The sequence below is a fragment of the Saccharibacillus sp. O23 genome, assembly GCF_002205895.1.
Lineage (GTDB): Bacteria > Bacillota > Bacilli > Paenibacillales > Paenibacillaceae > Saccharibacillus.
The window spans coordinates 464,723-491,149 of the sequence record NZ_NJDE01000002.1 but is presented as its reverse complement, the minus strand read 5'-3'; the positions used below and the strand labels follow the sequence as shown (position 1 = coordinate 491,149).

General features: G+C 57.5%; 20 protein-coding genes and 1 pseudogene. 17 read left to right on the top strand and 4 right to left on the bottom strand.

What is annotated here, in order from left to right:
- Window positions 1–28 precede the first annotated feature (28 nt).
- Both CDO73_RS03755 and aguB read left to right on the top strand, forming a co-directional pair.
- Window positions 29–1,057 (top strand): agmatine deiminase family protein, encoded by a 1,029-nt coding sequence (locus CDO73_RS03755; protein WP_088487143.1) that lies wholly within the window; start codon window positions 29–31, stop codon window positions 1,055–1,057.
- A gap of 73 nt (window positions 1,058–1,130) precedes the next feature.
- Entirely contained in the window at window positions 1,131–2,012 is an 882-nt protein-coding gene (gene aguB, locus CDO73_RS03750; RefSeq protein WP_088487142.1) for an N-carbamoylputrescine amidase, read from the top strand.
- 136 nt (window positions 2,013–2,148) lie between these two features.
- Here aguB and CDO73_RS03745 read toward each other — a convergent pair whose 3' ends face one another.
- Window positions 2,149–4,383 carry an ATP-binding protein gene (locus CDO73_RS03745; RefSeq protein WP_179218541.1) on the bottom strand — a complete coding sequence of 745 codons (2,235 nt, stop codon included), beginning with the start codon at window positions 4,381–4,383 and terminating at the stop codon, window positions 2,149–2,151.
- Window positions 4,384–4,601: 218 nt separating this feature from the next.
- Between CDO73_RS03745 and CDO73_RS03740 the strand changes: the two genes are divergently transcribed.
- Together CDO73_RS03740 and yidC are read left to right on the top strand one after the other, a co-directional pair.
- Window positions 4,602–4,979 carry a hypothetical protein gene (locus CDO73_RS03740; RefSeq protein WP_088487140.1) on the top strand — a complete coding sequence of 126 codons (378 nt, stop codon included), beginning with the start codon at window positions 4,602–4,604 and terminating at the stop codon, window positions 4,977–4,979.
- 498 nt (window positions 4,980–5,477) lie between these two features.
- Window positions 5,478–6,290: pseudogene (gene yidC / locus CDO73_RS03730) on the top strand (membrane protein insertase YidC); the annotation flags it as partial.
- Between the two features lie 361 nt (window positions 6,291–6,651).
- Here the strand turns inward: yidC and CDO73_RS03725 are convergent.
- Window positions 6,652–8,865, bottom strand: coding sequence for an anthranilate synthase component I (locus CDO73_RS03725; RefSeq protein ID WP_088487138.1), 2,214 nt, complete (start codon window positions 8,863–8,865; stop codon window positions 6,652–6,654).
- 831 nt (window positions 8,866–9,696) lie between these two features.
- Here CDO73_RS03725 and CDO73_RS03720 point away from each other — a divergent pair.
- On the top strand, window positions 9,697–11,388 hold the full coding sequence (locus CDO73_RS03720; RefSeq protein ID WP_088487240.1) for a glutamine--tRNA ligase/YqeY domain fusion protein: 1,692 nt from the start codon (window positions 9,697–9,699) through the stop codon (window positions 11,386–11,388).
- 109 nt (window positions 11,389–11,497) lie between these two features.
- Window positions 11,498–12,538, top strand: coding sequence for a cation diffusion facilitator family transporter (locus CDO73_RS03715; RefSeq protein ID WP_088487137.1), 1,041 nt, complete (start codon window positions 11,498–11,500; stop codon window positions 12,536–12,538).
- A gap of 87 nt (window positions 12,539–12,625) precedes the next feature.
- Here CDO73_RS03715 and CDO73_RS03710 read toward each other — a convergent pair whose 3' ends face one another.
- On the bottom strand, window positions 12,626–13,015 hold the full coding sequence (locus CDO73_RS03710) for an ArsR/SmtB family transcription factor (RefSeq protein WP_373446962.1): 390 nt from the start codon (window positions 13,013–13,015) through the stop codon (window positions 12,626–12,628).
- Window positions 13,016–13,224: 209 nt separating this feature from the next.
- Between CDO73_RS03710 and CDO73_RS03705 the strand changes: the two genes are divergently transcribed.
- The 5 genes from CDO73_RS03705 (at window position 13,225) to CDO73_RS03685 (ending at window position 18,845) form a co-directional block, all read left to right on the top strand.
- Entirely contained in the window at window positions 13,225–15,570 is a 2,346-nt protein-coding gene (locus tag CDO73_RS03705; RefSeq protein WP_088487136.1) for a heavy metal translocating P-type ATPase, read from the top strand.
- Between the two features lie 387 nt (window positions 15,571–15,957).
- A complete protein-coding gene (locus CDO73_RS03700; protein WP_088487135.1) occupies window positions 15,958–16,269 on the top strand; it encodes a hypothetical protein in 312 nt (103 codons plus the stop codon).
- A 19-nt stretch (window positions 16,270–16,288) separates the two neighbouring features.
- Window positions 16,289–17,083: a prolipoprotein diacylglyceryl transferase gene (locus CDO73_RS03695; protein WP_088487134.1), complete on the top strand. Its 795-nt coding sequence runs from the start codon at window positions 16,289–16,291 to the stop codon at window positions 17,081–17,083.
- A 73-nt stretch (window positions 17,084–17,156) separates the two neighbouring features.
- Window positions 17,157–18,584, top strand: coding sequence for a radical SAM protein (locus CDO73_RS03690; RefSeq protein ID WP_088487133.1), 1,428 nt, complete (start codon window positions 17,157–17,159; stop codon window positions 18,582–18,584).
- A gap of 24 nt (window positions 18,585–18,608) precedes the next feature.
- A complete protein-coding gene (locus CDO73_RS03685; RefSeq protein WP_088487132.1) occupies window positions 18,609–18,845 on the top strand; it encodes a hypothetical protein in 237 nt (78 codons plus the stop codon).
- Between the two features lie 104 nt (window positions 18,846–18,949).
- Here CDO73_RS03685 and CDO73_RS03680 read toward each other — a convergent pair whose 3' ends face one another.
- The gene (locus tag CDO73_RS03680; protein WP_088487131.1) at window positions 18,950–20,203 is read right to left on the bottom strand and encodes an MDR family MFS transporter; all 1,254 of its coding nucleotides are present in this window, start codon (window positions 20,201–20,203) and stop codon (window positions 18,950–18,952) included.
- A 174-nt stretch (window positions 20,204–20,377) separates the two neighbouring features.
- Here CDO73_RS03680 and CDO73_RS03675 point away from each other — a divergent pair, with 174 nt between their 5' ends.
- The 6 genes from CDO73_RS03675 to CDO73_RS03650 all read left to right on the top strand — a co-directional run bounded on the left by CDO73_RS03675 (window position 20,378) and on the right by CDO73_RS03650 (window position 26,421).
- Window positions 20,378–22,165, top strand: coding sequence for an ABC transporter substrate-binding protein (locus CDO73_RS03675; protein ID WP_179218537.1), 1,788 nt, complete (start codon window positions 20,378–20,380; stop codon window positions 22,163–22,165).
- Window positions 22,166–22,243: 78 nt separating this feature from the next.
- A complete protein-coding gene (locus CDO73_RS03670; protein ID WP_088487129.1) occupies window positions 22,244–23,233 on the top strand; it encodes a nucleoside hydrolase in 990 nt (329 codons plus the stop codon).
- A gap of 122 nt (window positions 23,234–23,355) precedes the next feature.
- Entirely contained in the window at window positions 23,356–24,762 is a 1,407-nt protein-coding gene (locus CDO73_RS03665; protein WP_088487128.1) for a GNAT family N-acetyltransferase, read from the top strand.
- Window positions 24,759–25,049 (top strand): hypothetical protein, encoded by a 291-nt coding sequence (locus CDO73_RS03660; protein WP_088487127.1) that lies wholly within the window; start codon window positions 24,759–24,761, stop codon window positions 25,047–25,049. Before CDO73_RS03665 ends, CDO73_RS03660 begins: the two co-directional genes overlap by 4 nt.
- A 46-nt stretch (window positions 25,050–25,095) precedes the next feature.
- Window positions 25,096–25,722 carry an NUDIX hydrolase gene (locus tag CDO73_RS03655; RefSeq protein WP_088487126.1) on the top strand — a complete coding sequence of 209 codons (627 nt, stop codon included), beginning with the start codon at window positions 25,096–25,098 and terminating at the stop codon, window positions 25,720–25,722.
- Between the two features lie 57 nt (window positions 25,723–25,779).
- On the top strand, window positions 25,780–26,421 hold the full coding sequence (locus CDO73_RS03650; RefSeq protein ID WP_143536063.1) for a hypothetical protein: 642 nt from the start codon (window positions 25,780–25,782) through the stop codon (window positions 26,419–26,421).
- Window positions 26,422–26,427: the final 6 nt, after the last annotated feature.

Below are 26,427 nucleotides of genomic sequence, written 5' to 3'. Positions count from 1 at the left end.
TATTTTTCAAGCAAGGGGACGACTGACCATGAATCCGAAAAATCTTCATTATAAAATGCCCGCCGAATGGGCGCCGCACGAACGAACGATGCTGTCTTGGCCGGTTCAGGCTTCGATGGTCTACCCGAACAACTTCGAGGAAGTTTGCGGCGGATACGCCGAACTGGTCAAAGCGATCGCCGAATTCGAACCGGTCACGCTCGTCGTGAATCCGGAAGACGTAGAGCGTCTGCATCCGGTCTTCGCCGGCCATTCGGTCGAGTTGCTCGTGATCCCGCATAACGATGCTTGGCTGCGCGACAACGGTCCGACGATCGTCGTGAACGAAGAAGGCGAACGCGCCGGCATCAATTGGGGCTTCAACGCTTGGGGCGGCAAATACTCTCCTTGGGATCTGGACGACGCGGTCGCGCCTGCTGTGCTGGAACATCTCGGACTGCGCCGTTTCGACGCGCAGCTGGTACTCGAAGGCGGTTCGATCCATGTCGACGGCGAAGGCACCCTGCTGACGACCGAAGAATGCCTGCTCAACGAGAACCGCAATCCTTCGCTGAGCCGCGAAGAGATCGAAGAACACGTCAAGAACTTCACGAACGTCGAGAAGATCATCTGGCTGAACCGCGGACTCGCCGGCGACGAGACGGACGGTCACGTCGACAACGCGGCCTGCTTCGCGGCGCCGGGCAAAGTGATCATTCAAGTCTGCGACGACCCGGCCGACGAGAACTATGCCATCACGCAGGAGAACCTGCGGATTCTGGAAGAAGCGACGGATGCCCGAGGACGCAAATTGGAGATTGTCAAGATCCAGCAGCCGCCGTATCTCGAATACGAAGGCAGCCGTTTGACGCTGAGCTACTTGAACTTCTATTTCGTCAACGGAGGCATCATTCTGCCGGTATTCGGTGGAGCGGCGGCGGAGACGGACCGTCTGGCCGAGCAGGTCCTGCAAGAAACGTTCCCCGACTACCGCATCCGTACCGTCGACGGCATGGCCGTGATCCGCGAAGGCGGCAACGTGCATTGTACCACGCAGCAGATCCCAGCGGGTCGTTGATCCGCGAACGGGTAATTCGTATAGAAGTTTGAATACCGCAGATGCGCAATCGAGAGGAGCTGGATATTTTACCATGAGAAAAGTGAAAGTAGCCGCAACCCAGATGAGCTGTACTTGGGATATCGACGATAATATTCGCAAAGCCGAAGCGCTCGTGCGCAAAGCGGCCGCGGAAGGCGCGCAGGTCATCCTGCTGCAAGAGCTGTTCGAGACGCCGTATTTCTGTCAGAAAGAAAAAGCGGAGTATTATCAATACGCGACGGAGTTGGAGAACAACAAAGCGATCCGCCATTTCAAGCAGATCGCCGAAGAACTGCAAGTCGTGCTGCCGATCAGCTTTTACGAAAAGAAAAACTATGCGCGCTACAACGCGCTCGCGATGATCGACGCGGACGGCCAAGTGCTCGGCACGTATCGCAAAAGCCATATTCCGGACGGACCGGGCTACGAAGAGAAGTTCTACTTCAATCCGGGCGATACCGGCTTCAAAGTCTGGAATACCCGTTACGGCAAGATCGGCGTCGGCATCTGCTGGGACCAATGGTATCCGGAAGCCGCTCGCGCGATGGCGCTGATGGGCGCCGAGATCCTGCTGTACCCGACCGCGATCGGTTCGGAACCGCAGGACAGCTCGATCGATTCCAAAGACCACTGGCAGGCCTGCATGATCGGTCATGCCGGATCCAACCTGATTCCGGTCATCGCGTCGAACCGGATCGGACCGGAGAGCGACGAAGACTCGTCGATCAACTTCTACGGTTCTTCGTTTATCGCGGGACCTCGCGGCAACAAGATCGTCGAAGCGAGCCGCGATCAAGAAGAAGTCCTGACGGCCGAATTCGATCTGGATCAGCTGGAGATCGACCGCATCGAATGGGGCGTGTTCCGCGACCGCAGACCGGAACTGTACGGCGTATTGGCGACGTACGACGGCGAACGCAAGATCGGGCAGTAAAGCGGTCTTCCGCTCGTCCAATAGAAGTAAAGACCTTCGAACCGTTACGGTTCGAAGGTCTTTTTTATGCCCGATTCGATCAAGAGGCTTGGACGTGCTGCCGATCGTCGACTCGCGCGATCGGATCGGGAAGCTTTCATTCCGGTGACGGTTCGGGCATCTCCGGCAGAAACAAAGTAAACGTGCTGCCTCGGCCCACCGTGCTCTCCAGCGTCATGCAGCCGCCCAGCAGTTTCGAGAGTTCCCGGCAGATCGATAATCCCAGACCGGTACCGCCGTACATGCGCTCCGTGCTGCCGTCCGCTTGGCGGAAGGCTTCGAAGATCATCTCGCGCTTGTCTTCGGCGATTCCGATGCCCGTATCGCTTACCGTAACGGCGATCGCCGATTCGGCGGCTGGAGCGCCCGTCGCGGAGCACGGCAGATTTCGGACGTCCGTTTTTTCGATCGTGCAGGTGACTTTGCCCGCCGGAGTGAATTTGAAGGCATTGGACAACAGATTCTTGACGATCTGCTGAAATCTTTTGCCGTCCGTATAGAAAAAGTCGGGCACGTCTTCGGCGACGGAAACTTCGAATTCGAGATTTTTTTGCCGGGCCAGCGCTTCGAAGCCGTAATGAACGAGCTCGGGGAAATCCCGCAGAGAAACCGTTTCCCGAGTAACGTCCAGCATCCCGGCTTCGACTTTGGACAGATCCAGCACGTCGTTGACGATCTCCAGCAGATCTTGTCCGGAACGATGGATGATTTCCGCGTAGTTTTCTTTTTCGCTGTCGCCGGTGTCGGGATTTTCGGCAATCAATTGGGACAGGATCAGGATGCTGTTCAGCGGCGTGCGAAGCTCATGGGACATATTCGCGAGGAATTCGGATTTATATTGAGAAGACTGCCGGAGTTCTTCGGCCGTCGATTCCAGTTCGCGCTGCGCTTCGAGCAGTTCGCGCCGGCTTTCTTCGGCTTGTCCGTACTGCTGCTTAAGCTGCACGTTGACGGATTGGAGTTCTTCTTGTTGAAGACGCAGTTCTTCGGTCAATGTCTGCGCTTCCGACAACAGCCGTTCTACCTCGGCGCGGCCGGACACGCTTTGCAGCGCGATGCCCAGCGTAGAACGCATCTGTTCGATCAGCCGTCGATGCAGCGGAGAAAACGGCTGGAGAGACGACAACTCGACGACGGCTTCTACGCGATCGTCCGTTTCGATCGGCACGATCCAGACCTGCTTGGGCTTGTAACTCCCCCCGCCCGAGCGTATTAAGCCGGGGTAATCGTCAGGAACGTCGATCAGGATCTCCCGGCGATCGGCGGCAGCCTGACCGACCAGACCTTCGCCGAGGCGAAATTTCTGCGCGGTGTCCGTCGGTCCTTCGTCGGCGTAAGCGGAGAGGCGGACGAACATCGTCTCGCCGCCTTGCGTCTCGCGAATATAGAACAGGCCGGAAGACGCGCGGACGGCCGGAGCGACGATAGACAGGAAACTGCGCGCCAATTCGCTCGGGCTGGGAACCTGATGGTACAGAAGAACCAACTCGTTCAGCCGGGTTTGCAGCCAATTATCGTCTTCGTTGCGTCGATTGAATTCCCGTACGCGCGCGTTGTGTTCTTCCAAAGCGTTCAGCATGTGATTGTAGCCGCGCGCGATATTGCCGATTTCGTCGTTCGTTCCGATCTCCAAACGAGACATTCGCTCGACCGCGCCCGGATCGAAACGATCCATGACGTCGGTAATCCTGCGCAGGTTTTTGCCGGTGCCCCGAATGACCCACATCGCCGAAGCGACGCCGATCAGCACGATCAACAGAGCGGAGGCTGCGCTGACATTCAAAATATCGACGAATCGGGCATCCGCTTCACGGTTGGCCCGCTGCATCTTTTCTTCTTGAAGCATCGTGTATTCGCCGAGATTGCGGAGCAGGTTGGTGCGGACGCCTTGAGCTTCTTCGACGAACAAAGCGGCGGCTGCGTCGGAATCTCCGGCGTCCAGCGCCGTATTGATTCGGTCCAGCACGTTCATGTAACGATCCATCCCTTGCTGAATCGAATCCAGCAGGCGGGCGTTGGCATCGCTGCCGATATGCATTTGCAGATAAGAGAGGTGGGAGTAGGCGTCTTGGCTACGGCGATCGATCTGCGCGATATGGGCGGCGGCTTTGGTAGAGTCCGTCTCGTTGATCAGGTAGCCGACCTCGCTGTCGAGATACGAAAAGTTGTTGCGAAAAGCCGCCGAACGGCTGACCTTGTCGTAACGTTCGTCCATGATCTCGGATAGATTCTGCCTGACCCCGTCCAGCATGGCGGCCAGCGCGATCAGCAGAATCATCAAAGCGAACAAAATCGCGCCGAAGCCGAGCAGTTGTCTTTTTCGGTAGCTCATCATGGAACTTCCTGCTTTCCGGGTTCGATTTGTTGGATGATCATACAACTTTTTACCTTATTAGGAAGCAATTGAAGCAGGAGTGTGAAAGCCCGATCAATTATTCCAATTGTTCACTATTGAATTGATAAATGATTCGATGATAAAATAAGATGCCGCGAAAAGGTGAAATTACTGGATGTTCCGAGTTAAACTGGAATGTTAGGGGAGACAGCACGATGGATGAAACAGAAGTTTTGAGGAAGAAACTCCTTGCAATTTCAGTTCTGATTAAAGCTTTTTTGAAAGATTCTTCAATGCTATATATTGCCGGATCTTTGGATATCGTAGAAAACGGGGCTTACGAGTGGCTTCCCTTGAATCCGGGGCAAAAAATCGAGCAAAAAGATATTTGCGAACAGTACGAAAAAATTGTGAGCGACACCACGCATTTGAAGGTGGACAGCAGCATACGGATCGCCTTCGAACAAAGCAGCAGACGAGTACTGAGCTTTTTGCGCCAAGATTCAATTATTTGGCAAAACACGACATCGAAAGTCTATGATGAAATCGTTAAAGAGTTGGATCTGCAATTAAAATTAAGTGAAAAATTATGAGCAAAAAACATAGAGCCCGCTCAGGAAAGATTCTGACAGCGGGCATTTTTATTGTGAAAATACAGGTCGCTGGAAAATAGAAGCAACACAATCAACACCCCATAATCACACCGTTTTCAATCACGGTTGTTTACCTTTGTTCCGCAGAATGTTATACTATTCACAATTAAAGATTCAATAATTTGAACGGCGAAAGGAGGTGAATCCTTTGCTCGATCTTCAGGATTTGCTCCCTTATTTACTTTCGATCAGCTTGCTGCTCGTTCTGCGCTATTTCTATTTGTTGTTCTTGTACGGCGGATTGCGGATCACGTGGATCTGGACCGGCAATTACGATTACCGGAATTACTTCGCGCTGATTCCCGCGCCGCACGGCTGCGATGCCCCGACCCGGTTAAGCCGGATGGTCAGACGGCGCGAAGCGCCCGACGACGACGGCGGCGATTGCGCCTCCTCGATGGATGACGTCTATTTCCATCAACGAGGAGGAACAACAGCATGCAGCATCAACAGTCCAAAGGATTCATTTTCGGTTCCAAAAAAGGTAAGTTTCTCGCGATAATCGCTTTGCTCGCTCTTGTGACTTTATTATCCGGGTGCGGCGCGCAAAGCGGGGAAATCACCAGCTCGACGCCGGGATTTTTCAATCATTACATCGTTTTCCCGATCTCGTACCTGATTCAACATCTGGCCGGTTGGTTCGGCGGCAGTTACGGAATCGGCATCATCGGCATTACGTTGATCGTCCGGGCCGTGTTGTTCCCGCTGATGATGCGTCAAGCGCGCTCGCAGCAGCAGATGAAGATCAAGATGAGCGCGATGCAGCCGGAACTCGACGCGCTGAAGAAGAAATACGACAACAAGAAGGACGCCGAACAGCAGAAGCTGATGCAGCAGGAGATGATGGCGCTCTATCAGAAGCACAGCTTCAACCCGCTGAATATCGGGTGTCTGCCGATCTTGATTCAGCTTCCGATTCTGTCGGGTCTGTACACCGCGATTCGCTTGACGCCGGAATTGTCGACGCATTCGTTCTGGTGGTTCCAACTCGGCAAGCCGGATTGGATCATGGCGGTTCTGGTCGCGGTCCTCTATCTGGCGCAAGCCAAGATCGCGCAGTACAACATGACCGAAGAGCAGCGCAAACAGATGGCGATCATGAGCTATATCTCGCCGCTGATGATGTTGTTCTTCTCGTTCAGCGCTCCGGCGGCCATGCCGCTGTACTGGATGGCGAGCGGTTCGTTCCTGCTGCTGCAAACGCTCTTGTTCCGCAAAATGTATCCGACCGATCCGGCCTCGATCGCGGCCATGGAAGCTTCGCGTTCGGACAAACCGGGCAGCGACGATTCCGGAAACAAAGGCACTCTTGCGGGGAAAATACTTCAATTGGCCGATTCGACTCCGAGCGGCGGGAAAAACAAGAATTCGGCCAAAAACACGGCGGACCCGAAAACGTCCGGTCCTGCTTCGGCAAACAAAAAAGGCTCCAACGCTAACAAGTCCGGCGGCAAAGGAAACAAAAAACCGGCGAAAGTTTAAACGCTTCGGTCATCGCGAAATGCCGCTCTCGCATTGAACGACCTGATGCGCGGAATCGCGTTCGAATAGCGAATAATCAAAAAGACGTCCCGCCCCATTCCGAAAGGATGAGGCGGGACGTCTTTCTTTTTTATCTGGCGGCCGATTGGCTTAAGTTTGCCGTACGCATGAAATTGTCGATGATGCGATGCCCGATTCGGCCGCCTGCGGTCAGCAGGGACTCGGGATGGAACTGAACCGCGTAGACCGGCAGTTCGCGGTGGCGGATGCCCATGACGACGCCGTCTTCGGAACGGGCCGTTACTTCGAGGCAGTCCGGCATCTGCTCGGCATAGAGCGAATGGTAACGCCCTACTTTGAACGGTCCGTCGATGCTCTCGAACAGCGGGCAGTCGGAGGTCGCGCTGACCAGAGCCGGCTTGCCGTGCTGAGGCACGTTCAGCACGCCCAATCGGCCGCCGTAATACTCGACGATCCCTTGAAGGCCGAGGCAGACGCCGAACAGCGGCACGCCGCGTCCCATCGCGAGATCGAGAACTTCGCGCATCCGGAAATCGTCGGGGCGTCCGGGGCCCGGCGACAGCACGACGCCGTCGAAAGCCTCGCCGCCGCGCAGAGCGTGCAGCGCGGCAGGCGTTCGCAGGACCAGCACCTGGGCGCCCGTTTCTTTGAAATAACCGGCGAGGGTATGCACGAACGAATCTTCGTGATCGACGAACAGCAGGCGTTTGCCGCTGCCGGGTTTGTCGGCGATCGCGGAGAACGACTCGGCAGCCGCAGCCGCCGCAGCGGCCGCATTCGTGCCGCGTACGGCTTTGACCAGCGCCGCGCCTTTGGTCAGCGTTTCTTCTTCCTCGTCGGCCGGAATCGAATCATAGAGCAGCGTGGCTCCGACGCGAATCTCGGCGACGCTCTCGCGGATGCGGATCGTGCGCAGCGTAAGTCCCGTGTTCAGCCCGCCGTCGAAGCTGTAGAAGCCGACGGCGCCTCCGTACCAGTCGCGCGGAGAATCTTCGTGATCTTCGATCCAACGGATCGCGGCTTTTTTGGGAGCGCCGGTGACGGTAACCGCCCACATATGCGTCATGAACGCGTCAAGCGCGTCGTACCCGTCGCGCAGCGTGCCTTCCACATGGTCGACCGTGTGGAACAGATGCGAATACGTTTCGATCTGCCGATGGCCGATCACGTTGACCGAGCCCGGCTCGCAGACGCGCGATTTGTCGTTGCGGTCCACGTCCGTGCACATATTCAGTTCGGCCTCGTCTTTGCGGGAGTTGAGCAGCGTGCGGATCTGCTCGGCGTCTTCGATCGGCGAAGCGCCGCGTTTGATCGTGCCCGAGATCGGGCAGGTCTCCATGCGTTTGCCTTCGACGCGCACGTACATCTCCGGCGAAGAACCGACCAGATGCTCGCCGCCGAGATTGACGATAAATCCGTAAGGGCTCGGATTGATGGCGCTCAGACGGCGGAATACGTCGGAAGGCGCGTCCGGGCAAGGTTCGTATAACGTCTGCGTCGGGACGACTTCGAACAGATTGCCGACCTTGAATTCTTCGATCGCCGTATCGACGAGCTTCGCGTAGCGGCCCGGCACGTAGTCCGGGATTTCGGCCGAATCCGCGCCCGCGTTCGAAGAAGCGGTAGACGGCGTCAGCCGGTCGAGTCCCGCCGTCGAGCGGCTGCCCAGCGCGAAATCGTAGCTCAGCTTATACGCCTGATCCTGCTGGCGGTCGACCATCACGATCTCGTCGGGCAGATACAGCACGATATCGGGCCGCTCCAGCGTCCGCTCGTGCTTAAGCGGCATCGGTTCGAATTGGAAGACCAGATCGTAGCCGAACGCCCCGTAGAGGCCGAGCTGCGAGTCTTCCGGCGCTTCGAGCGCTTCCTTCACGCTGCGGATCAGCGTGAAGATGGAAGGACGGCGAGTGCGGTCTTCTTCGGACAGCAGCTCTTCTTCGTCTTCGCGGCGAAGCACGGTGCCTTCGATCAGGCGGCTGCCGGACTCGTGATTCAATTGGAATACCGGATCGGAAGACAAGCGCTCCAACAGGAAATCGAGCAGAAGATCGCCCCGATCATTAAGCGCGCGGATCTCGAAACGGCCGCGCGAAGAACGCAGCTCGATCGGCGGATTCAGGAATCCGACGTCCCATCTCGAATAACGGCCGGGATATTCGTAGCCGCTCGTGAACAAGGCGCCTCTTTTGTCGTCGATGTGGGCAAGCAAGGAAGATACCGCCTCCGACGAATCGAGAGGGGTCAAGGTACGGGTTACTTGAAGTTTGCCCCGCGTGGCGTAAGTCGCCTGCTGGGGGGATAGGGTAGATTTGAATTTCACTTTTTCTCCTCCTTCGGTTAGGGACAGGTTCGGAGAGAAAAGAGAAAGAAAGTGATGGAAATGTCGTAAAAAGGGGACTCGGCTCCGCTCAACTTGTCTCTGCTCTAGTCTCTGTACTGGCTCTGCTTATCGTGCGGTTCGTCTCGAACATGCTCGTTCGAATCTTGCGGACTCCTCCGCGGGGGCGCCCGGCTCTCCGGACTTACCGCAAATCATACCGGGTCGGCGGGCGGATTGTCAATGGCGGGAAGCTAAGATGCGCATTTCTGCGGCAGCGTGCGCAGCCTGAATCGGATCATTGTCAAATCGGAAGAAGCGTGTTAAGATGTGAAACAATTTCAAGCATTATAACATGCGACGGCGAGAAGAGTAAGGCCGAACCGCGTCTACAGAGAGTCCCGGAAGCTGAGAAGGGATGACGGAAGACGGCCCGAACCAAACCTCGCCGACCTGCGCCGGCTCGTTTTCGGCGCAGGTCCGCAGCGTCCCGGAATCTTTTCGCCGGTTTCTCCGCACGGAGAACGCAGAGAAGCAGGATGGGACGACAGGCGCTCCTGTTACAGAGCTGGGGTATAACCGCCGAAGAACGGCCGGCCGCTGCCGGAACCCGAACTTCGCGACGTACCCGACGAGGCCGTTTCGCCGCGAGGCGACGGCGAATCCGGAGTGGCACCGCGAATCTTATCCCGCCTCCGAGACGATGAGTCTTGGAGGTGGGATTTTTTGTTATGCGCCGATTCGTTCAAGGCGCCGAAATCGGAAAGTAAGAAATAAAACGAAATGAAGGAGGCTGCATTCATGCATTCATTCGAACTTCACGCGGATCCTCGTATGGCGGATCTGCCGGATCGGTCCCGCGACGAACATTTCATCGCCCGCATCATTCGGGAAGACCTGGAACAAGCCGCGTATTCCCGCCCGATCGCTACCCGTTTCCCGCCGGAGCCTAACGGGTATCTGCATATCGGGAGCGCCTTCGCCATATTGACGAACGCGGGACTTGCCGAACGATTCGGCGGCCGATTCAATCTGCGTTTCGACGATACCAATCCGCTCAAAGAAGACATGAAATACGTGCGGGCGATCGAAACGGATATCCGCTGGCTGGGCTTGGAACCGGAAGTGTTCTTCGGGTCCGATTATGCCGAGCGCATCTACGAGTCGGCCGAATATCTGATCCGCAAAGGCAAAGCTTACGTCTGCGATCTGAGTCCCGACGAGATGAACGCGTATCGCGGCACGCTGACGGAACCGGGCATCGACAGTCCTTATCGCGAACGCTCGCCCGAGCTGAATCTGGATCTGTTCCGGCGTATGCGCGCCGGCGAATTCGCCGCGGGTTCCAGAGTGCTGCGCGCCAAGATCGATATGGCGTCGCCGAACCCGACGCTGCGCGATCCGGCTCTCTACCGAATCATCCATGCGCCGCATTACCGAACCGGCAGCGCTTGGTGCATCTATCCGATGTACGATTTCGCGCATCCGATCCAAGACGCGATCGAAGGCATCACGCATTCGCTGTGTTCGATCGAATTCAAAGACCATCGGCCGCTCTACGAATGGGTCATGCGCGAATTGGATATTCCGGAAGCGCCGAAACAAAGAGAATTCGGCCGCTTGAATATTACCGGAGTCGTGACCAGCAAACGTTACCTGCGCGAACTGGTGGAAGGCGGTTACGTCTCCGGATGGGACGATCCGCGTCTGCCGACGCTGATGGGACTTCGCCGCCGCGGCGTAACGCCCGAGAGCATCCGCCGTTTTATCGGAGATATCGGCATGATCCGCACTTCGAGCACGGTCGATATCGCGCTGCTCGACCATGCCGTGCGTCAGGATCTCAAGCCTGCCGCGCGCAATCTGATGGCCGTGCTCGATCCGATCAAGCTGATTATCGACAATTATCCGGAAAGCGAAACGGAATGGCTGGAGATCGAAAACAACCCGGAAAACGAAAGCATGGGACGCCGCCGCGTTCCGTTCGGACGCGAGCTGTACATCGAACGGGAAGATTTTATGGAAGAGCCGGTCAAAGGTTTCCGCCGTCTGTCGCCGGGCGTCGAAGTGCGGTTGAAAGGCGCGTATTTCGTGACCTGCACGGAAGCGGTCAAAGATCCGGCAACCGGGGAGATCGCGGAGCTGCGATGCACGTACGATCCGGCGACGAAAAGCGGAAGCGGATTCGACGCGCGCAAAGTCAAAGCGACGCTGCACTGGGTGTCGGCGAAGCATGCGGTCGAAGCGGAAGTCCGGCATTACGGCGCGCTGCTGAGACCGGAGGCCAAGCTGGCGGAATCCGGCAACGATTGGGCATCGCTCGTCGATCCCGAATCGCGGATCGTTCGGGATCGCGCCCGTTTGGAGCTTTCCGCCGTTTCCGCGGAGCCGGGAGAACGATTCCAATTCGTCCGGCACGGTTACTACGCGGTCGATCCCGATACGGAAACTGCCGGCAAGCCGGTATTCAATCTGATCGTATCTTTGAAAGACGGCAAGAAGCTCTCGAAGCCCGCGCGCGAATAAGGCCGAGAACTTTTCCGCAGGAGCGAAAAACGCTTGCCATCCCTCGGAAAGAGGATTAGAATAAACATATGAACAGTTGCTCATATGTTTACGAAAGAGGGAGAATCTAATGAGTCATCATCACGATTCGGAATCGAAACACGATCACGGGCCGGAAGATCATGCCGGACATCGTCACGGCCGCGCGCCCGGCGCCGCGCATTCGCACGCAAGCGCCGGTCATTCGCACGGCGGGCATCAACACGGCCTCGGCGGACACTCGCACGCGCACGGAGCGAACAAGAAAGCGCTGAAATGGTCTTTTTTCCTGATCGCTGCCTACATGATCGTCGAAGTCGCCGGAGGACTGATCACCAACAGTCTGGCGCTGCTGTCGGACGCCGGGCATATGCTCAGCGACGCGGTCGCGCTCGGACTGAGCCTGCTGGCGATGATCTGGGGAGAACGCCGCGCGAACAGCACGAAGACTTACGGATATAAGCGGTTCGAAGTCTTGGCCGCTTTCCTGAACGGGATCGCGCTGCTCGGCATTTCGCTCTACATCTTCTATGAAGCGTTCCGGCGTTTCTCGGAGCCGCCGGCCGTCATGAGTTCGGGCATGCTGACCATTGCCGTTATCGGTCTGTTGGTTAACGTGGTTACGGCTTATATACTGATGAAGGGGGATACTTCGGAGAACCTGAATATCCGCAGCGCTTTTCTGCACGTGATCGGCGATCTGCTCGGTTCCGTCGGAGTGATCGCGGCCGCGCTGCTCATCATGGCGTTCGGTTGGAATCTGGCCGACCCCATTGCCAGCGTCGTCGTGGCGATCTTGGTACTGATCAGCGCTTACCGGGTGACTCGGGATTCGGTGCATATTCTGATGGAAGGCACGCCTGCGGGGTTCGACGCCGACGAGATCCGCGAAGAACTGGCGAAGATTCCGGGCGTGAGCGGAGTACATGATCTGCATATCTGGTCGCTCTCGTCCGATCTTCCGCTGCTCAGCGGCCATCTGGTTTTGAACGATCCGGCGGACGGTCCCGAAGTCATGAAACGGGCGCAGCATCTGCTAAGCGAGCACTACGGCATCGAACATATCACGCTTCAGCTCGACCCGCCCGGCTTTGCCTGCGGAGTAGGCGAAGAGGGTTGCGCGCGGGCTTGACGTTTCCGTTTCGAAAATCGGGCCGCAAAAAAAAGGAAGCTCCTTCGCGGGAGCTTCCTTATGCTGCGTTATGCCCGTTTCCGGCCTTCAGCCGTGCTTCAGATGCTGAAGCGTTTGGGCGAAGATTTCTTCCACATGTCGATCATCGAGCGAATAGAACACCGTTTTGCCGACTTTGCGCCGTTTGACGATCCGGGTATTGCGAAGATACCGCAGTTGATGCGAGACCGCCGATTGCGTCATGTCCAGCACGATGCAGAGATCATGCACGCAAAGTTCTTTTTGCAGCAGGGCATAGATCAGCCTCACCCGAGTCGGGTCGCCGAGAGCTTTGAACATTTCTGCCATATCGATCGCGGTGGAGTCGTCCACAAATTCTTCCTTGATCCGAACCAGAGTATCGCGGGGCGCGGAGCTGTCCGCACCGTCATGGCCGCATTCGTCCGTCATGTCTTCGCGTAGCGCTTCCTGCTTCACGCTTCATCACCTTCCATGTGCGTCATGCTTCCATTATACCAAAAATCGTTGAGATTACGAATAGCGAATTTTGCGCGAACCCTTTGACTTGGCAGAAAGAGGGGACTATAATCGAGTTAACACATGAACATATGCTCATATATTATTCGTAATTCTTTTGAATAGCGGAAGGTCGATCGGAAAGCGAAAAAGGATCGGGAGGGATCGTCATGGGAAACGCGACGGGAACCGTGAAGCGGGAATGGGTATTGGAAGGATTGGATTGCGCGAACTGCGCGCTCAAGATCGAGAACGGCGTCCAGAAGATGCCGGGCGTGTCGGCTTGTTCGCTGAACTTCGTCAACAAAACGCTGACCTTCGAGACCGAAGAGAATCAAGCGGAAGCGGCGGCAGCCGGAGCGGCGGGGACCATCAAGAAACTGGAACCTCACGTGCGCATCATGGTCAAAGGAACCCGGCAGGCCGTCGACGCTTCGGGGCGCGCGGCTGAGCCTGCTGCGGCGACGGCGTCGAGCGTTTCGGCCGTTCGCGGCCATTCGCACGCGGCCGGCGAATCCGCGCAGCATGATCATTCGGAACACGACCACGCGGGTCACGATCATGCGGGACACGATCACTCCGGCCACGATCATGCGGGTCATTCGCACGATCACGGCGGAAGTCAGAAGACGCTCATCGCCCGTCTGGCGATCGGAGCGGCATTGACGGCGGTCGCCCTGCTCGCGCCGCTCGGCGGCATAGGCGAGTTGGCGTTATTCTTGCTGGCGTACCTGACGGTCGGCGGCGATATCGTGCTGCAAGCGGTCAAAAACATTCTGCGCGGACAAGTCTTCGACGAATATTTCTTGATGTCGGTCGCCACGATCGGGGCATTCGCCGTGGGCCAATACCCGGAAGGCGTCGCGGTCATGCTGTTCTATCAAGTCGGCGAACTCTTCCAGAGCCTCGCCGTCAACCGTTCGCGCCGTTCGATCACTTCGCTGCTGAACGTGCGTCCCGATTACGCCAACTTGCAAACGGATGGCGAAACGAAACGGGTCAGCCCCGAATCCGTCGCGGTCGGGTCGCTCATTCTGGTGCGTCCGGGCGAGAAGGTACCGCTCGACGGCAAAGTCGTCGAAGGTTCCTCGATGGTCGACACGTCGGCGCTCACCGGCGAATCGGTGCCTCGCGGCGTCAAAGGCGGCGACGAAGTACTGGGCGGCTTTATCAACAAAAACGGCGTGCTGACCGTCGAAGTGACGCGCACGTTCGGCGAATCGTCGGTCGCGAAAATTCTGGAGCTTGTCGAGAACGCGGCCGGACGCAAAGCGCCGACCGAAACGTTCATCAACAAGTTCGCCCGGGTATATACGCCGTTCGTCGTGTTCGCGGCTCTGCTGCTGGCCGTGGTTCCGCCGCTTCTCGTCCCGGGCGCGCAGTTCTCGGACTGGATCTACCGAGCGTTGATCTTCCTCGTCATCTCGTGTCCCTGCGCGCTGGTCGTCTCGATTCCGCTCGGATTCTTCGGCGGGATCGGTGCGGCTTCGAAGCAGGGCGTGTTGGTCAAAGGCGGCAACTATCTGGAAGCGTTGAACGCCGTGCAGGTCGTCGTGTTCGACAAGACGGGAACGTTGACCAAAGGCAGCTTCAAAGTTACCGAGATCGAGCCGGCCGAAGCTTTCGCGCAAGACGAGCTGCTGGAACTGACCGCTTATGCGGAACTTCATTCGAATCATCCGATCGCCGATTCGATCCGCGAAGCGTTCGGCGGCGAGTTGAGCGAGCGGAGATTGGACGATTACGAAGAAGTATCCGGACACGGGATCCGGGCGAAGATCGACGGCCGGACGGTACTCGCGGGCAACGCGAAGCTGATGGCCGCGGAGAATATCGCGTTTGCCGGGAACGCGCAGGCCGGAACCGTCGTGCATGTCGCCGTAGACGGGACGTACGCCGGCTATCTGGTCATCGCGGACGAGATCAAAGCGGATTCGGCGGAAGCGATTCGCGGTTTGAAACGGCTGGGCATTCGCAAGACCGTCATGCTGACCGGCGATGCCCGAAGCGTCGGCGAAGCCGTCGGCAGCCGGCTCGGCATCGACGAAGTGCATGCCGAACTGCTGCCGGAAAACAAAGTCGAACAGATCGAGAAGCTGGACCGCGCAAAAAGCGCGAAAGAGAAAATCCTGTTCGTCGGCGACGGGATCAACGACACGCCTGTATTGGCCCGCGCCGACGTCGGCGTGGCGATGGGCGGTTTGGGTTCGGACGCCGCGATCGAAGCGGCGGACGTGGTGATCATGACCGACGAGCCTTCCAAACTGGTGACGGCGATCGGCATCGCCAAACGAACGCGGCGGATCGTCTGGCAAAATATCGTGTTCGCGCTCGGCGTCAAAGCGGTCTTTCTGATTCTGGGCGCTTTCGGGATCGCGACCATGTGGGAAGCGGTATTCTCGGATGTCGGCGTCACGCTGATCGCGGTCTTGAACGCGATGCGCGTGCTGCGGACGCCGTCCAAACCGGAAGCCGGCGGCCGGTCGCAGCCTTCGACGCCGATGGTAGGCGTTTAAAATCGATTTCGAACGGATCGAAAAGCCGCGCGCGCCTTCGGGTGCAACGCGGCTTTTCGGCATGTTTTCGGTACTGCCGGAACGCTGCGGGAAGAACGCAAGCGCGTACCCTTTCAGCTCCTGATCACGGGTTTACGTTTCGCCGAAATAACGATGCCGTGGAGGCGCATTCCTGCCTTTAGTATTGACAAGGTACTGGATTATTTTCGATCAAGCAGGTAAAATGTCGGTATTCAGAGAAATTATAGGGTATCTGTTTAATCAGGCCCGAAGGTGAAACCGCCCGGTCGGCGGTTTTTCTTTTCATCGGATTCTGTTTTCGGGTAAACGATAAAGTAACCGCTTTATTACGAACGATGCGTTTCCATTCCTTACGGAGGTGAAGAAATGAGGCCACCGAGCTGTGCTTATCATCCCGACCGAGACGCGCGCCATCAGTGCCTGCGCTGCGGGCGAATGCTGTGCGACGAATGTTACGACCCGGAGCTTAGAGCGTGCAAGTACGGGAACTGCAAGCCTGACGAAGCCGCTTACCGGGCAAACGAAGGACGCCGCGCAGATCGGCCGCCGGACCCGCGCGGAGGGCAATCCGGCATGAATACGGGCTGTCGGATCGTCGTTGCGATCTTGGCGATCATCGGCGGCATCTTCCTGCTGCTGCTCGCGATCTGCGGCGGCATGCTATTCCTGAATTACTAACCGGCAGAGGAGGAGTCACGTGGATTTTCCCGTCTACGTTCCGATAGGGCCTTGGAAGATTCATCCCCATGTCTTATTCGAAGCATTGTCTTATTTTATCGGATTCCGGGTCTATCTGTGGACGCGCCGCTCCAGCGATATGCCGAAGCTGACCAGTCTGCAGATCTTGGCGGGCACCATTCTGGGCGCGGCGATCGGCGCGAAGCTGTTGTATTGGTTGGAAGATCCTGCGGCGACTTGGGAGCAGCTGCGTCAAGGCCATTTTCTCTGGGGAGGAAAGACGATCGTAGGCGGATTGCTCGGCGGCTTGATCGGCGTGGAATTGGCGAAGAAGTGGACCGGATGGACTTCGTCGACGGGAGACGATTTCGTGTACCCGTTGATCGTCGGGATGGTGCTGGGACGTATCGGCTGTTTCCTGACCGGTCTGGACGACCATACTTACGGGACCGCCACGACTTGGATCACCGGCGTGGATTTCGGCGACGGCATCATGCGTCATCCGGCGCAGTTGTACGAGATCGGATTCCTGTTGGCGCTGGCGATGCTGCTGTACCCTTTGTATCGACGAAGCCGGCAGCCGATATCGGCCGACGAACCGTATCTGTCGGGTCGCATGTTCCAGTGGTTCATGGCGGGATATTTGCTGTTCCGCCTGGCCGTCGAATTTATCAAACCTACGCCTCATCCGTATCTGGGGCTCAACAACATTCAATTGGCCTGCATCGCGGGTCTTGTCTACTACGGCTGGCTTTTGGTCCGCAGAGGACGCGGCGGCAGCCGCGCGCGTTCGGAAATCCGGACCGCGGGGTGAAGGCTTCCGAACCGCTCGTCCGGCGCATCTTGGCGCCATGAAGCTTTTTATTCCACAAGGAGGGACTTTCCGCATGCCCAATCGTCCTTATCTCTATCACGAGTTGACCAACAGCATCTGTTCGACCTGCTACCGCAAAGTGGAAGCCAAGATCATCGAAGAAAACGGGCGGATGTACATGGTGAAACGCTGCTTGATCCACGGGCCCGAGAAAGTCTTGATTTCGACGGACGTCGATTATTACAAGAAGACGCGCGAATTCGTCAAAGCGTCCGAGATGCCGCTCAAATGGAATACGCCGATCAAATACGGCTGTCCGTACGACTGCGGACTCTGCCCGGACCACGAGCAGCACAGCTGCCTGACGCTGCTGGAGATCACGGATCATTGCAACATGCAGTGTCCGATCTGCTTCGCGGAATCTTCGCCGCATCGCACGACGCATCGGTCGATGGAGCAGATCGAGTTCATGCTCGACCGGATCATCGAGAACGAAGGGGAAGCCGATATCGTGCAGATCAGCGGAGGCGAACCGACGACGCATCCGCAGTTTTTCGAGATTCTCGATTTGTGCCGCACCCGTCCGATCAAACATATCATGGTCAATACGAACGGCGTGCGCATCGCGCAGGACCGGGCGTTCGTCGAACGTCTGGCTTCCTATATGCCGGGGTTCGAGATTTATTTGCAGTTCGACAGCTTCGAGCCGCATGTGCTCAAAGAACTGCGGGGAGCCGACGTGCGGCGCATTCGCGAAGACGCGATCCGGCATCTGAACGAATTCAACCTCTCGACTACGCTCGTGGTTACGCTCAAAAAAGGGCTGAACGATAACGAGGTGGGCAAGATCATTCAGTACGGACTGCAGCAGCGGGCCGTGCGCGGCGTGACGATTCAGCCGATTCAGGCGGCGGGCCGCCTGCAAGGCTACGATCCTTCGACCGACCGTTTGACCGTCAGCGAAGTGCGTCAGATGATTATCGATCAATCGGGCGTATTCGCGCCGGAAGATATCCTGCCGGTTCCTTGCCATCCCGACTGTCTGGCGATGGGCTACGCGCTGAAGCTCGGCGGAGAAGTGCTGCCGCTTACCCGAATGATCGACAAGGAGACGCTGCTCGAAGGCGACAGCAACACGATCGTGTTCGAACACGACCCTGTGATCAAAGGCAAGCTGTTCGAGCTGCTGTCTACCGGCCATTCGCCGATTTCTTCCGCGCTTTCTCTCAAAAGCCTGCTCTGCTGCCTGCCGCTGGCCGCCGTGCCGGAAGAAATCGTGTACGATAACGTCTTTCGGGTGATCATTATGCAGTTCTTGGACGCTTACAATTTCGACGTGCGTTCGGTCAAGAAATCCTGCGTACATATCGCGCATCCGGACGGCCGCATCATTCCGTTCGATACGTACAACATGTTCTATCGCGACGATAAGGAACAATTGCTCGAAGAACGCAAAGCGGAGATCGCGACGGCTTGGGACAGCGCGCCGGGCTGCCGTTAAGATCCCGACTTCAAGGAGGAGTCGATGGAACGATCCGATAAACCGCGGGAAAAAGAAATCGACGGCGCGGCGAACGATGGCTGGCAGGAGTGGTATCCGGAAGAAGACATGCGAAAGCCGGAAAGCGCGGCTTTTCGACGGGTCTTGATAGTCTCGACCGCTGTCGGCATGATCGGACTGCTGCTGTTGTCATGGGTGTTCGGATTCCTGCTGGTGCTGTGGCATTTGCTCATGCAGCTATGGACAACGATCTTCGGTTGAGCTGTCGTACCGCAGCACGAGAATACATAAAAAACTGTGCGAATGCCTTAAGGCACCGCACAGTTTTTTTGCGTTTGTCCTGCGAATATCGACGTTTTTTCGACTCAAGCCGGCTTTTCCGTCCGCGGAGCGTTCGAAAGTCCTTCCGCCGCTTCTCTGGCCGTCAGACGCTTGTGCGCCGCCAGCAGGAACGGCAGACCGAGCGCCGTCAGCAGGGCGAGCGGCGCGAACACGGCCAATCCGCTCTGCATGGCGAAGCGGTCGAGCAGCAGTCCGCCGACGATCGGAGCGGCGACGCTGCCGATGTTGTTGAAGCCGATCGTCCCGAAGTAAGTCCCTTTCCATTCGGGCTTGGCGATCCGGTCGATCAGCATGTCCATCATGGTGAACATCAGCACTTCGCCTACCGTGAAGACGAATACGCCGGCGAGCAGCAGGATCAAGCTGTGGCCCATGCCGAACATCAGCAGCGAGAGCGCGACCAAAGCGTTGCCGAGAATCAGCGGCACTACTGGGCGGAAACGGCTGACCGTCTTGACGATCGGATATTGGACGATCAAGACGACCGCGGCGTTCGTCGCCAGCATGTACGAGAACAGCTCTTTGCCGTTGCTAAGGCCCGGAGCGATCGACAGATACTGCGCCAGCGTGGAACTGAAATGGCCGTAGCCGAGCACGCAGAAGGTGGTGCCGATCAGTACGGGGAGGAAGATGCGGTCGCGGCCGGTGACGGCCAACGCTTCGCGAATCTTCGGCGGCTGCGCGTCGGATCGAACGTTCAGCGCGCCGCGGTGAACGGCGAACTGCATCACGAGGACCAGTCCGTAGATCACGTAGACGACGCCGGCCACGACGAAAGGAAACAGCGATTCCGCCGAACCGAGCTTCAGACCGACGATCGGGCCGAACACGACGCCGATATTGATGGCCGCGTACCGCAGATTGAACACGAGCAGCTTATGCTCCGGCGGCGTCACGTCCGAGAGCAGGGCGCGGGACGCCGGCTCGAACACCGAGCGGCACAGCCCGTTCAGCACGTTGACGACGAAGAATACCCAGATTTCGTTTGCCGCCGCGAAGCCGAAGAAAACGGCCGCCCAGCAGAATACCGAAACGAGCATGACCTTCTTGCGGCCGATCCGGTCGGAGATGTAGCCGCCGTAGAAGCTGATCGACACGCCGGCGAGCGAACTCGCGGCGACGATAAAGCCGGTCGACGTGGCCGATACGCCCAGCGTCGAGGTGAGATAGATCGCGAGGAACGGGATGCTCATCGAGGTGACGAGACGGCCGAACATCGTGCCGACGATAATCGTCCAAGCGAGCGGGTGAATCGTTTTAAGCGCTTTTGGGATCATGGCCTTACACTCCTTGTTAACAGCTTCCGTTATTGTAACGCCGATAAAAGGGGAAGAAAAAGGGCAAGAATTCGGTTGCTTTTTTCCCCTTTTATGTGATGCAATAAACGGGAGATGAAGGATCTTCAAGGTATCGGAGAGCTTGAACGGACAAGCCGAGAAAGGAGCTTAAGCATGGATAACGGAATGATGCAATATTTGCGGATTTACGAGCAGCTGCGCGACGAACGTTCGGAGAGCGGACAGACGGTCTGCGTGACGGTCGCCCGGCTGGCGGAACTGCTCTACTGCACGCCGCGCAACGTGAAGTTCGTGCTGCGTAAGTTGGAAGAATCCGAATGGATTCAATGGATGCCGGGCCGAGGACGGGGCAACGGATCGAAACTTCGGTTCCTCAAATCGGCCGAGGAAGTGTTGGAACTTCGCATACGCAGCCTGCTGGAAGACGGACGGACCAGCGACGCGCTCGATCTGATCGCGCAATCCGGCGTGGACGAACTGCACAAAGCGCGCCTCTGGTCGCAGTTCAACGTTCATCTGGGCCTGCACAGCGAACCGGCCGAGAGCACCGCTTGCGACGTCCTGCGCATGATCCGTTATCGGAAACTCGAGAAGCTGGATACGGCGAATGTCTATACGGCGTTCGAAGTGCATATTTTGGGGCAGATCTATGATACGTTGGTGTCTTACGAAGCGGCTTCGGGCAAATTTCTGCCCAAACTCGCGCATCGTTGGGAGAGCAACGAACAGCAGGACCGTTGGACGTTCTATCTGCGCAAAGGCGTGCGTTTCCATAACGGAAGACTGCTGACTTCGGCGGAGGTTCGCGGTTCGCTGCTGCGATTGAAAAGGAAAAATTCGCCCGCTCTGCGTCTGCTCGGAGAAATCGAAGAAGCCGAAACGGCCGGCGATTACGCCGTTACGTTCCGGTTGTCCCGGCCCAATCCTTTTTTCCTGCACCTTGCGGGCAGCCTCTACTTGGCGGTCGTGCCGCCGGAATCCGACGAGAGCGAGCTGCCGATCGGGAGCGGCCCGTTCCGGGTCTCGGAGCTGAGCGAACATCGGCTGTCGCTGAGCGCGTTCGACGGCTATTTCGGCCATCGCCCGCTGCTGGATCGCGTCGACGTATGGTTTATGCCGAACGCCGATACGGGCGGTCCCCATACGTACCATCTGTCGGAAGACGACGAACTCGAAGGCAGCCGACGGGTCGATTCGCCCGCTCAGGGCTGCCGGTATTTGCTTTTCAATTTCCGCCGCGAAGGCGTTCACCATCATGCGGATTTCCGCAAAGCCATGCGGATTCTCTACGATCGCGAACTGCTGGTCACGGAGCTGGGCGGAGATCGTCTGGCACCCGCGGCGGGAATCCTGCCCAAATTCAGCGCTTCGGTGCCGATCCGTTCGGGCACGCTTGCCGAAGCCGAAGATCTTCTGCGCGCCTGCGGCTACGGCGGCGAACCGGTGCGCCTCGTGTTCACCGACAAGAAGGAGGAATGGATCGAAGCCAACTGGCTGCGCCGCCGCGCGGAAGCGGTCGGGCTGCGTCTCGAACTTCGTCCGCAGAAACCTTCCCGGGGTTATCCGCAGGCCGAAGAAGGAGAACTGACGCTCGCTTCGGAAGTACTCGAGGACGATTGGGAACTGGATCTGCTGAACTTTTTCCTGAACGACGCCAACTATCTGAACCGGATGATGACGGACGGTCAACTGGAAGAACTGCACGGGCTGTTCGAAGATTTCATGACGAAGGACGCGGAAGGACGTTTCGACATTTTCGCCCGCGCGCAGCGTTTGCTGGAACGGAACGATTGGCTGCTCTACGGCTCGCACACGAGCCACCGCGCTTATTTCAACCGAAGCTTGTACGGGCTGCGCATGGGCTCGCTCGGCTTCCCGAACCTGTCCAAACTCTGGGTCAGGGGAGAAGACTGCGGGTGCGAAACGCCAAGCAGGCATTGAACGGGCGGATATTCGATTTTATACTTATAGAGGAACGCGGCCTAGGCCGCGCAAGCGAAAGAGAGGCGGGTCAAAGAAATGAACCATCACGAACAAGAAGCAGGCAAGCGCCGCAAAGTCATCATCGACACGGATACGGCGGGGGACGATACGATCGCGATCTTGACCGCGCTGCATCATTTTGACGTATTGGGCATCATGATGACGGGCGGCAACGTGCAGTTCGATCAGGAAGTGGAGAACGCGCTGTATACGATCCAAGTCGCGGGCAAAGGCGGAGCGGACGGCAAGATTCCGGTCTTCAAAGGCTGCGAACGGCCGCTGCTCGCGCCGTGGAATTCGCCTTCCCATCTGACGGTGGAAGACGTGCACGGCAGCGACGGCATGGGCGGCGCGAACTTCCCGCCGGCCGAGCAGCGTCCCGCTTCGGGCCACGCGGTCGATTTTCTGATCGAAACCGTGCATAAGCACCCGGGCGAAATCACGCTGCTCGCGATCGCTCCGCTGACGAATATCGCGATGGCGATCCAGAAAGATCCGACGATCGTTCCGCTGATCGCGCATCTGTACGTGATGGGCGGTACCAACAACGCGCTGGGCAATATCACGCCGGCGGCGGAATACAATTTCTATACCGATCCGGAAGCGGCGAGCCTCGTACTGAATTCGGGCATTCCGACCACGATGGTGGGTTGGGAGATGTGCACCGATTTCTCGCTGATGGACGACGACGATCATGCGGAGATCGCGGCGCTGGGAACATCGGGAGCCGAATTTTTTATCGCGGTCAACAAAGTCGTGATGCAGTTCAACAAAAAGGTACACCGTCTCAGCGGAACGACGCATCCCGATACGCTGTTGATGGCCGTCGCCGCGGACGAATCCGTGATGACCGAAAGCCACGACTATTTCGTCGACGTGGAGACCAAAGGCGAGTGGACGAGAGGGTACAGCGTCGTCGATATCAACGGACGTCTCGGCCGCAAGCCGAACGTGCGGGTCTGCGAAGGGATCGACCGTCCCCGCTTCAAAGCGATGCTGCTCGAAGTGCTGGGCTCTATTCGCTGAACGTCCGCTTCGCGGAAAGAATTTCCTGTCTTGCCGGATTAACGAAGCTCCGAATGGCGTAATGATTACCATGGACGGAGCGCGGAACCCACTCCGGCGCGTCTGTAGAAAGGCGGGAACGCGTGAAAGGCGAGGAACTTCGGATCGACACCCAGATTCTCAAAAGGATTCGCATGAACTACCTGCTCTATCTTCCTCCCGGCTACCAAGCGGAATCCGATAAAAAATGGCCGTTGATCCTCTATCTGCACGGCGCCGGCGGGAGCGGCACGATGCTGGACGCGGTTCGCAAAGAAGGTCTGCCGGCGCGCATGGAAAGCGGAGCCGGCCTTCCTTTCGTCGTCGTCGCGCCCCAATGTCCGCTCGGCGTGTTCTGGAACACGCGCGAAGACGAAGTGCTGGCGATTCTGGACGAAGTGGCCGATAACCGAAACATCGATCCCTCGCGCGTCTACTTGACCGGGTTCAGCATGGGCGCTTACGGCGTCTGGCAGATGGCTTCGCACCATTCGTATCGGTTCGCCGCGATCGCTCCCGTATCCGGCGGCGGCGATCCCGCGTACGCGCGCAGGCTTCGGGATATGCCCGCTTGGATTTTTCACGGCAAAGAAGATCGGGTCATTCGCGTCTCCGAATCGGAGAAGATCGCCGAAGCGATGCGCGAAGCCGGAGCCGAGGTGGAGTTGACGATATACCCGGAAGCGGGGCACGACTGCTGGAAAAAGGTATACGCCAACGACGCGTTATACCGCTGGTTTCTGGAGCATTCGGCGATTCCGCCGCGCAGCCGGAAACCGGAACCGAACCGAACGGAGGAAGAGCACGTGGAAGAGACGATCGTTCATAAGGAATCGAGGAACGGGGAAGACGAAAAGAGCGAGAAAGCGGCAGAGGCGATTCCGATCGATTCGGCCGCGCCGATGCCTTCTCGGCTGTACGAGGACGGAACCGAGCGTCTGCGTATCGAATCGGTGAAAGAAGACGATATCGACGATCTGCTGGCGCACGAGATCAAAAACAAAGCGTTTTTCCGTCGTTACGCGGCTACGCGCGAAGAAACGTTCTATACGCGGGAAGAGCAAGCCGCCCGCGTTCGGCGAGCGATGACGGCGGCGGCTGCGGATCAACGTTATCAGTTCTTGGTACGCGATCGGGAAACGGGCCTGCTGATCGGAGGCGTCGATCTGATGGGCGTGGCTCGGGGAAGCTTGCAAAGCGCTTGGATCGGCTATTCGCTCGATCAAGATTATAACGGACGCGGCTACATGACCGAGGCCGTTCGTTTCGTGGTGCGGCACGCGTTCGAGATTCTGGCGCTGCATCGGATCGAAGCGGGAGTGATGCCTCATAACGCGGCTTCGCTGCGCGTATTGGAAAAAGCAGGATTCGAGCGGGAAGGCTTGTCGCGGCGCAACGTGAAGATCGACGGGCGTTGGCGGGACCATGTGCTGCTGGCCGTCATCAATCCGAAAGATCTGGCGGAAGAAGAACGATTGTACGGCAGCGGGGGAGAGGAAAAGGACGAATGATCATTAGCGACGAAGCCAAAGTTTTTATCGAACGGGAAATGGAAAAAACGGGGATTCGCGCTCTTCGCGTGCTCTCCAGCGGCCGGAGCTGCAGCTGCTGCGGTCCCGGGTTTCTGGTGAAGCTCGGAGCCGAAGAAATGAACGACCGCAGATGTACGGTAAACGGTCTGGACGTGTTCTACGAACCTCATGCGGCGAGTTTCATGGAGTCCATGACGCTCGAACTTCTGGCCGACGAACAAGGCGGCGGATTGACGATGCGCAGCGGCGGGCGCTGCATGCCGTAAAGCGGCTTCTTTTGCCGGCAAACGCAAAAAAGGAGTGAGGGTCGGAATGGCCGTTACGGAAATACTGGATATTTTTGACGAACATTGGGAACGGATCGGCACGGCTTCCCGCGAAGACGTCCACCGTCTCGGACTCTGGCATCAGGTGTTTCACTGCTGGATCGTGTCCGGGTCGGCCGAGCAAGGATGGGAGCTGCTGTTCCAACTGAGGCATCCCGACAAAGAGACGTTCCCGAACTGTCTCGATACTTCCTGCGCGGGCCATCTGCTGGCGGGCGAAACGCCGGAAGACGGACTGCGCGAATTGGAAGAAGAACTGGGTTTGTCCGCGCGTTACGAAGATTTGATCTACTGCGGGCTGCATCGGGAAGAATATCGGGTCGCCGACGACTATATGGACCGCGAGTTCACGCATGTCCATCTGCAGCGGTGCGAGCTTCCGCCGGAAGAATATCGGGTGCAGCAGAGCGAAGTATCCGGACTGTTCCGGGTGAAAGCGGAAGATTTTCGCAAATTGCTGCAAGGCGAACAGGACGCGATACCGGCCGAAGGCGTCGTGTACGACGAAAAGCAGCATCCGGTACGCGAACGGCGCAGCGTCGCTTTGAGCGATTTCACGGACAATACCGAAACGTATTACGATTTGTTGTTCGATGCGCTGAAGAAACTCTGAAGATCGATGATCGGTCCATCGGACGAAAAAGACGCAAAAGAACAGGAGCGAGCGACGATGAGCGAATTCACGAGCGGCAATCTGATTCTGAATCGGAATCTCGAAGCGGTCGAGGCGTTTCGGCCTACGAAAGTCAAGACGCTAAACGACGAATGGAGCGTATTTTTCACCTCGCGCACCGAAAATCGGTTCGAAGAGCCGAACGAAGTGCTGGACGCGAAATCGGACGTTCCGGTGATGCGTTTCGATAATGCGGAAGACCACGGCTGGGAGTTCGCGATCGTAAAGTCTGGAAAAGTATTATCCCGATTCGGGTTCTTGTACGAGCAGGAAACGATGGATTTGGTCGAATTGGTCGAGAGACTGGACCCGGATGCGGATCCGTTCGAAGATCTGTTCATGAACGAAGAATCGGATCAATACCGCGCGGAAATGTTGGAGAAGTTGTACGCCGAAAAAAGCAAACAGGCGAGATTGGAAGAGCTGTTTGCGGATTTCGATTTGAACGCTTTTGCCGAATTCGGCATCTCTGCCGAGCAGTCGGCGGAGCTGGAACGCTTATTCCGTCCGGAAACGTTTGCCGAAGAAGATAGTGTTTTCGAGCATGTCGAGCGCTTCAAAAAGATCCTGGGCATCGAAGAAATGAGCTGGGTCTCGAGCCGTTACGAAGATCTTGACGACGAAGATCAAGTCCGATAACGCGAC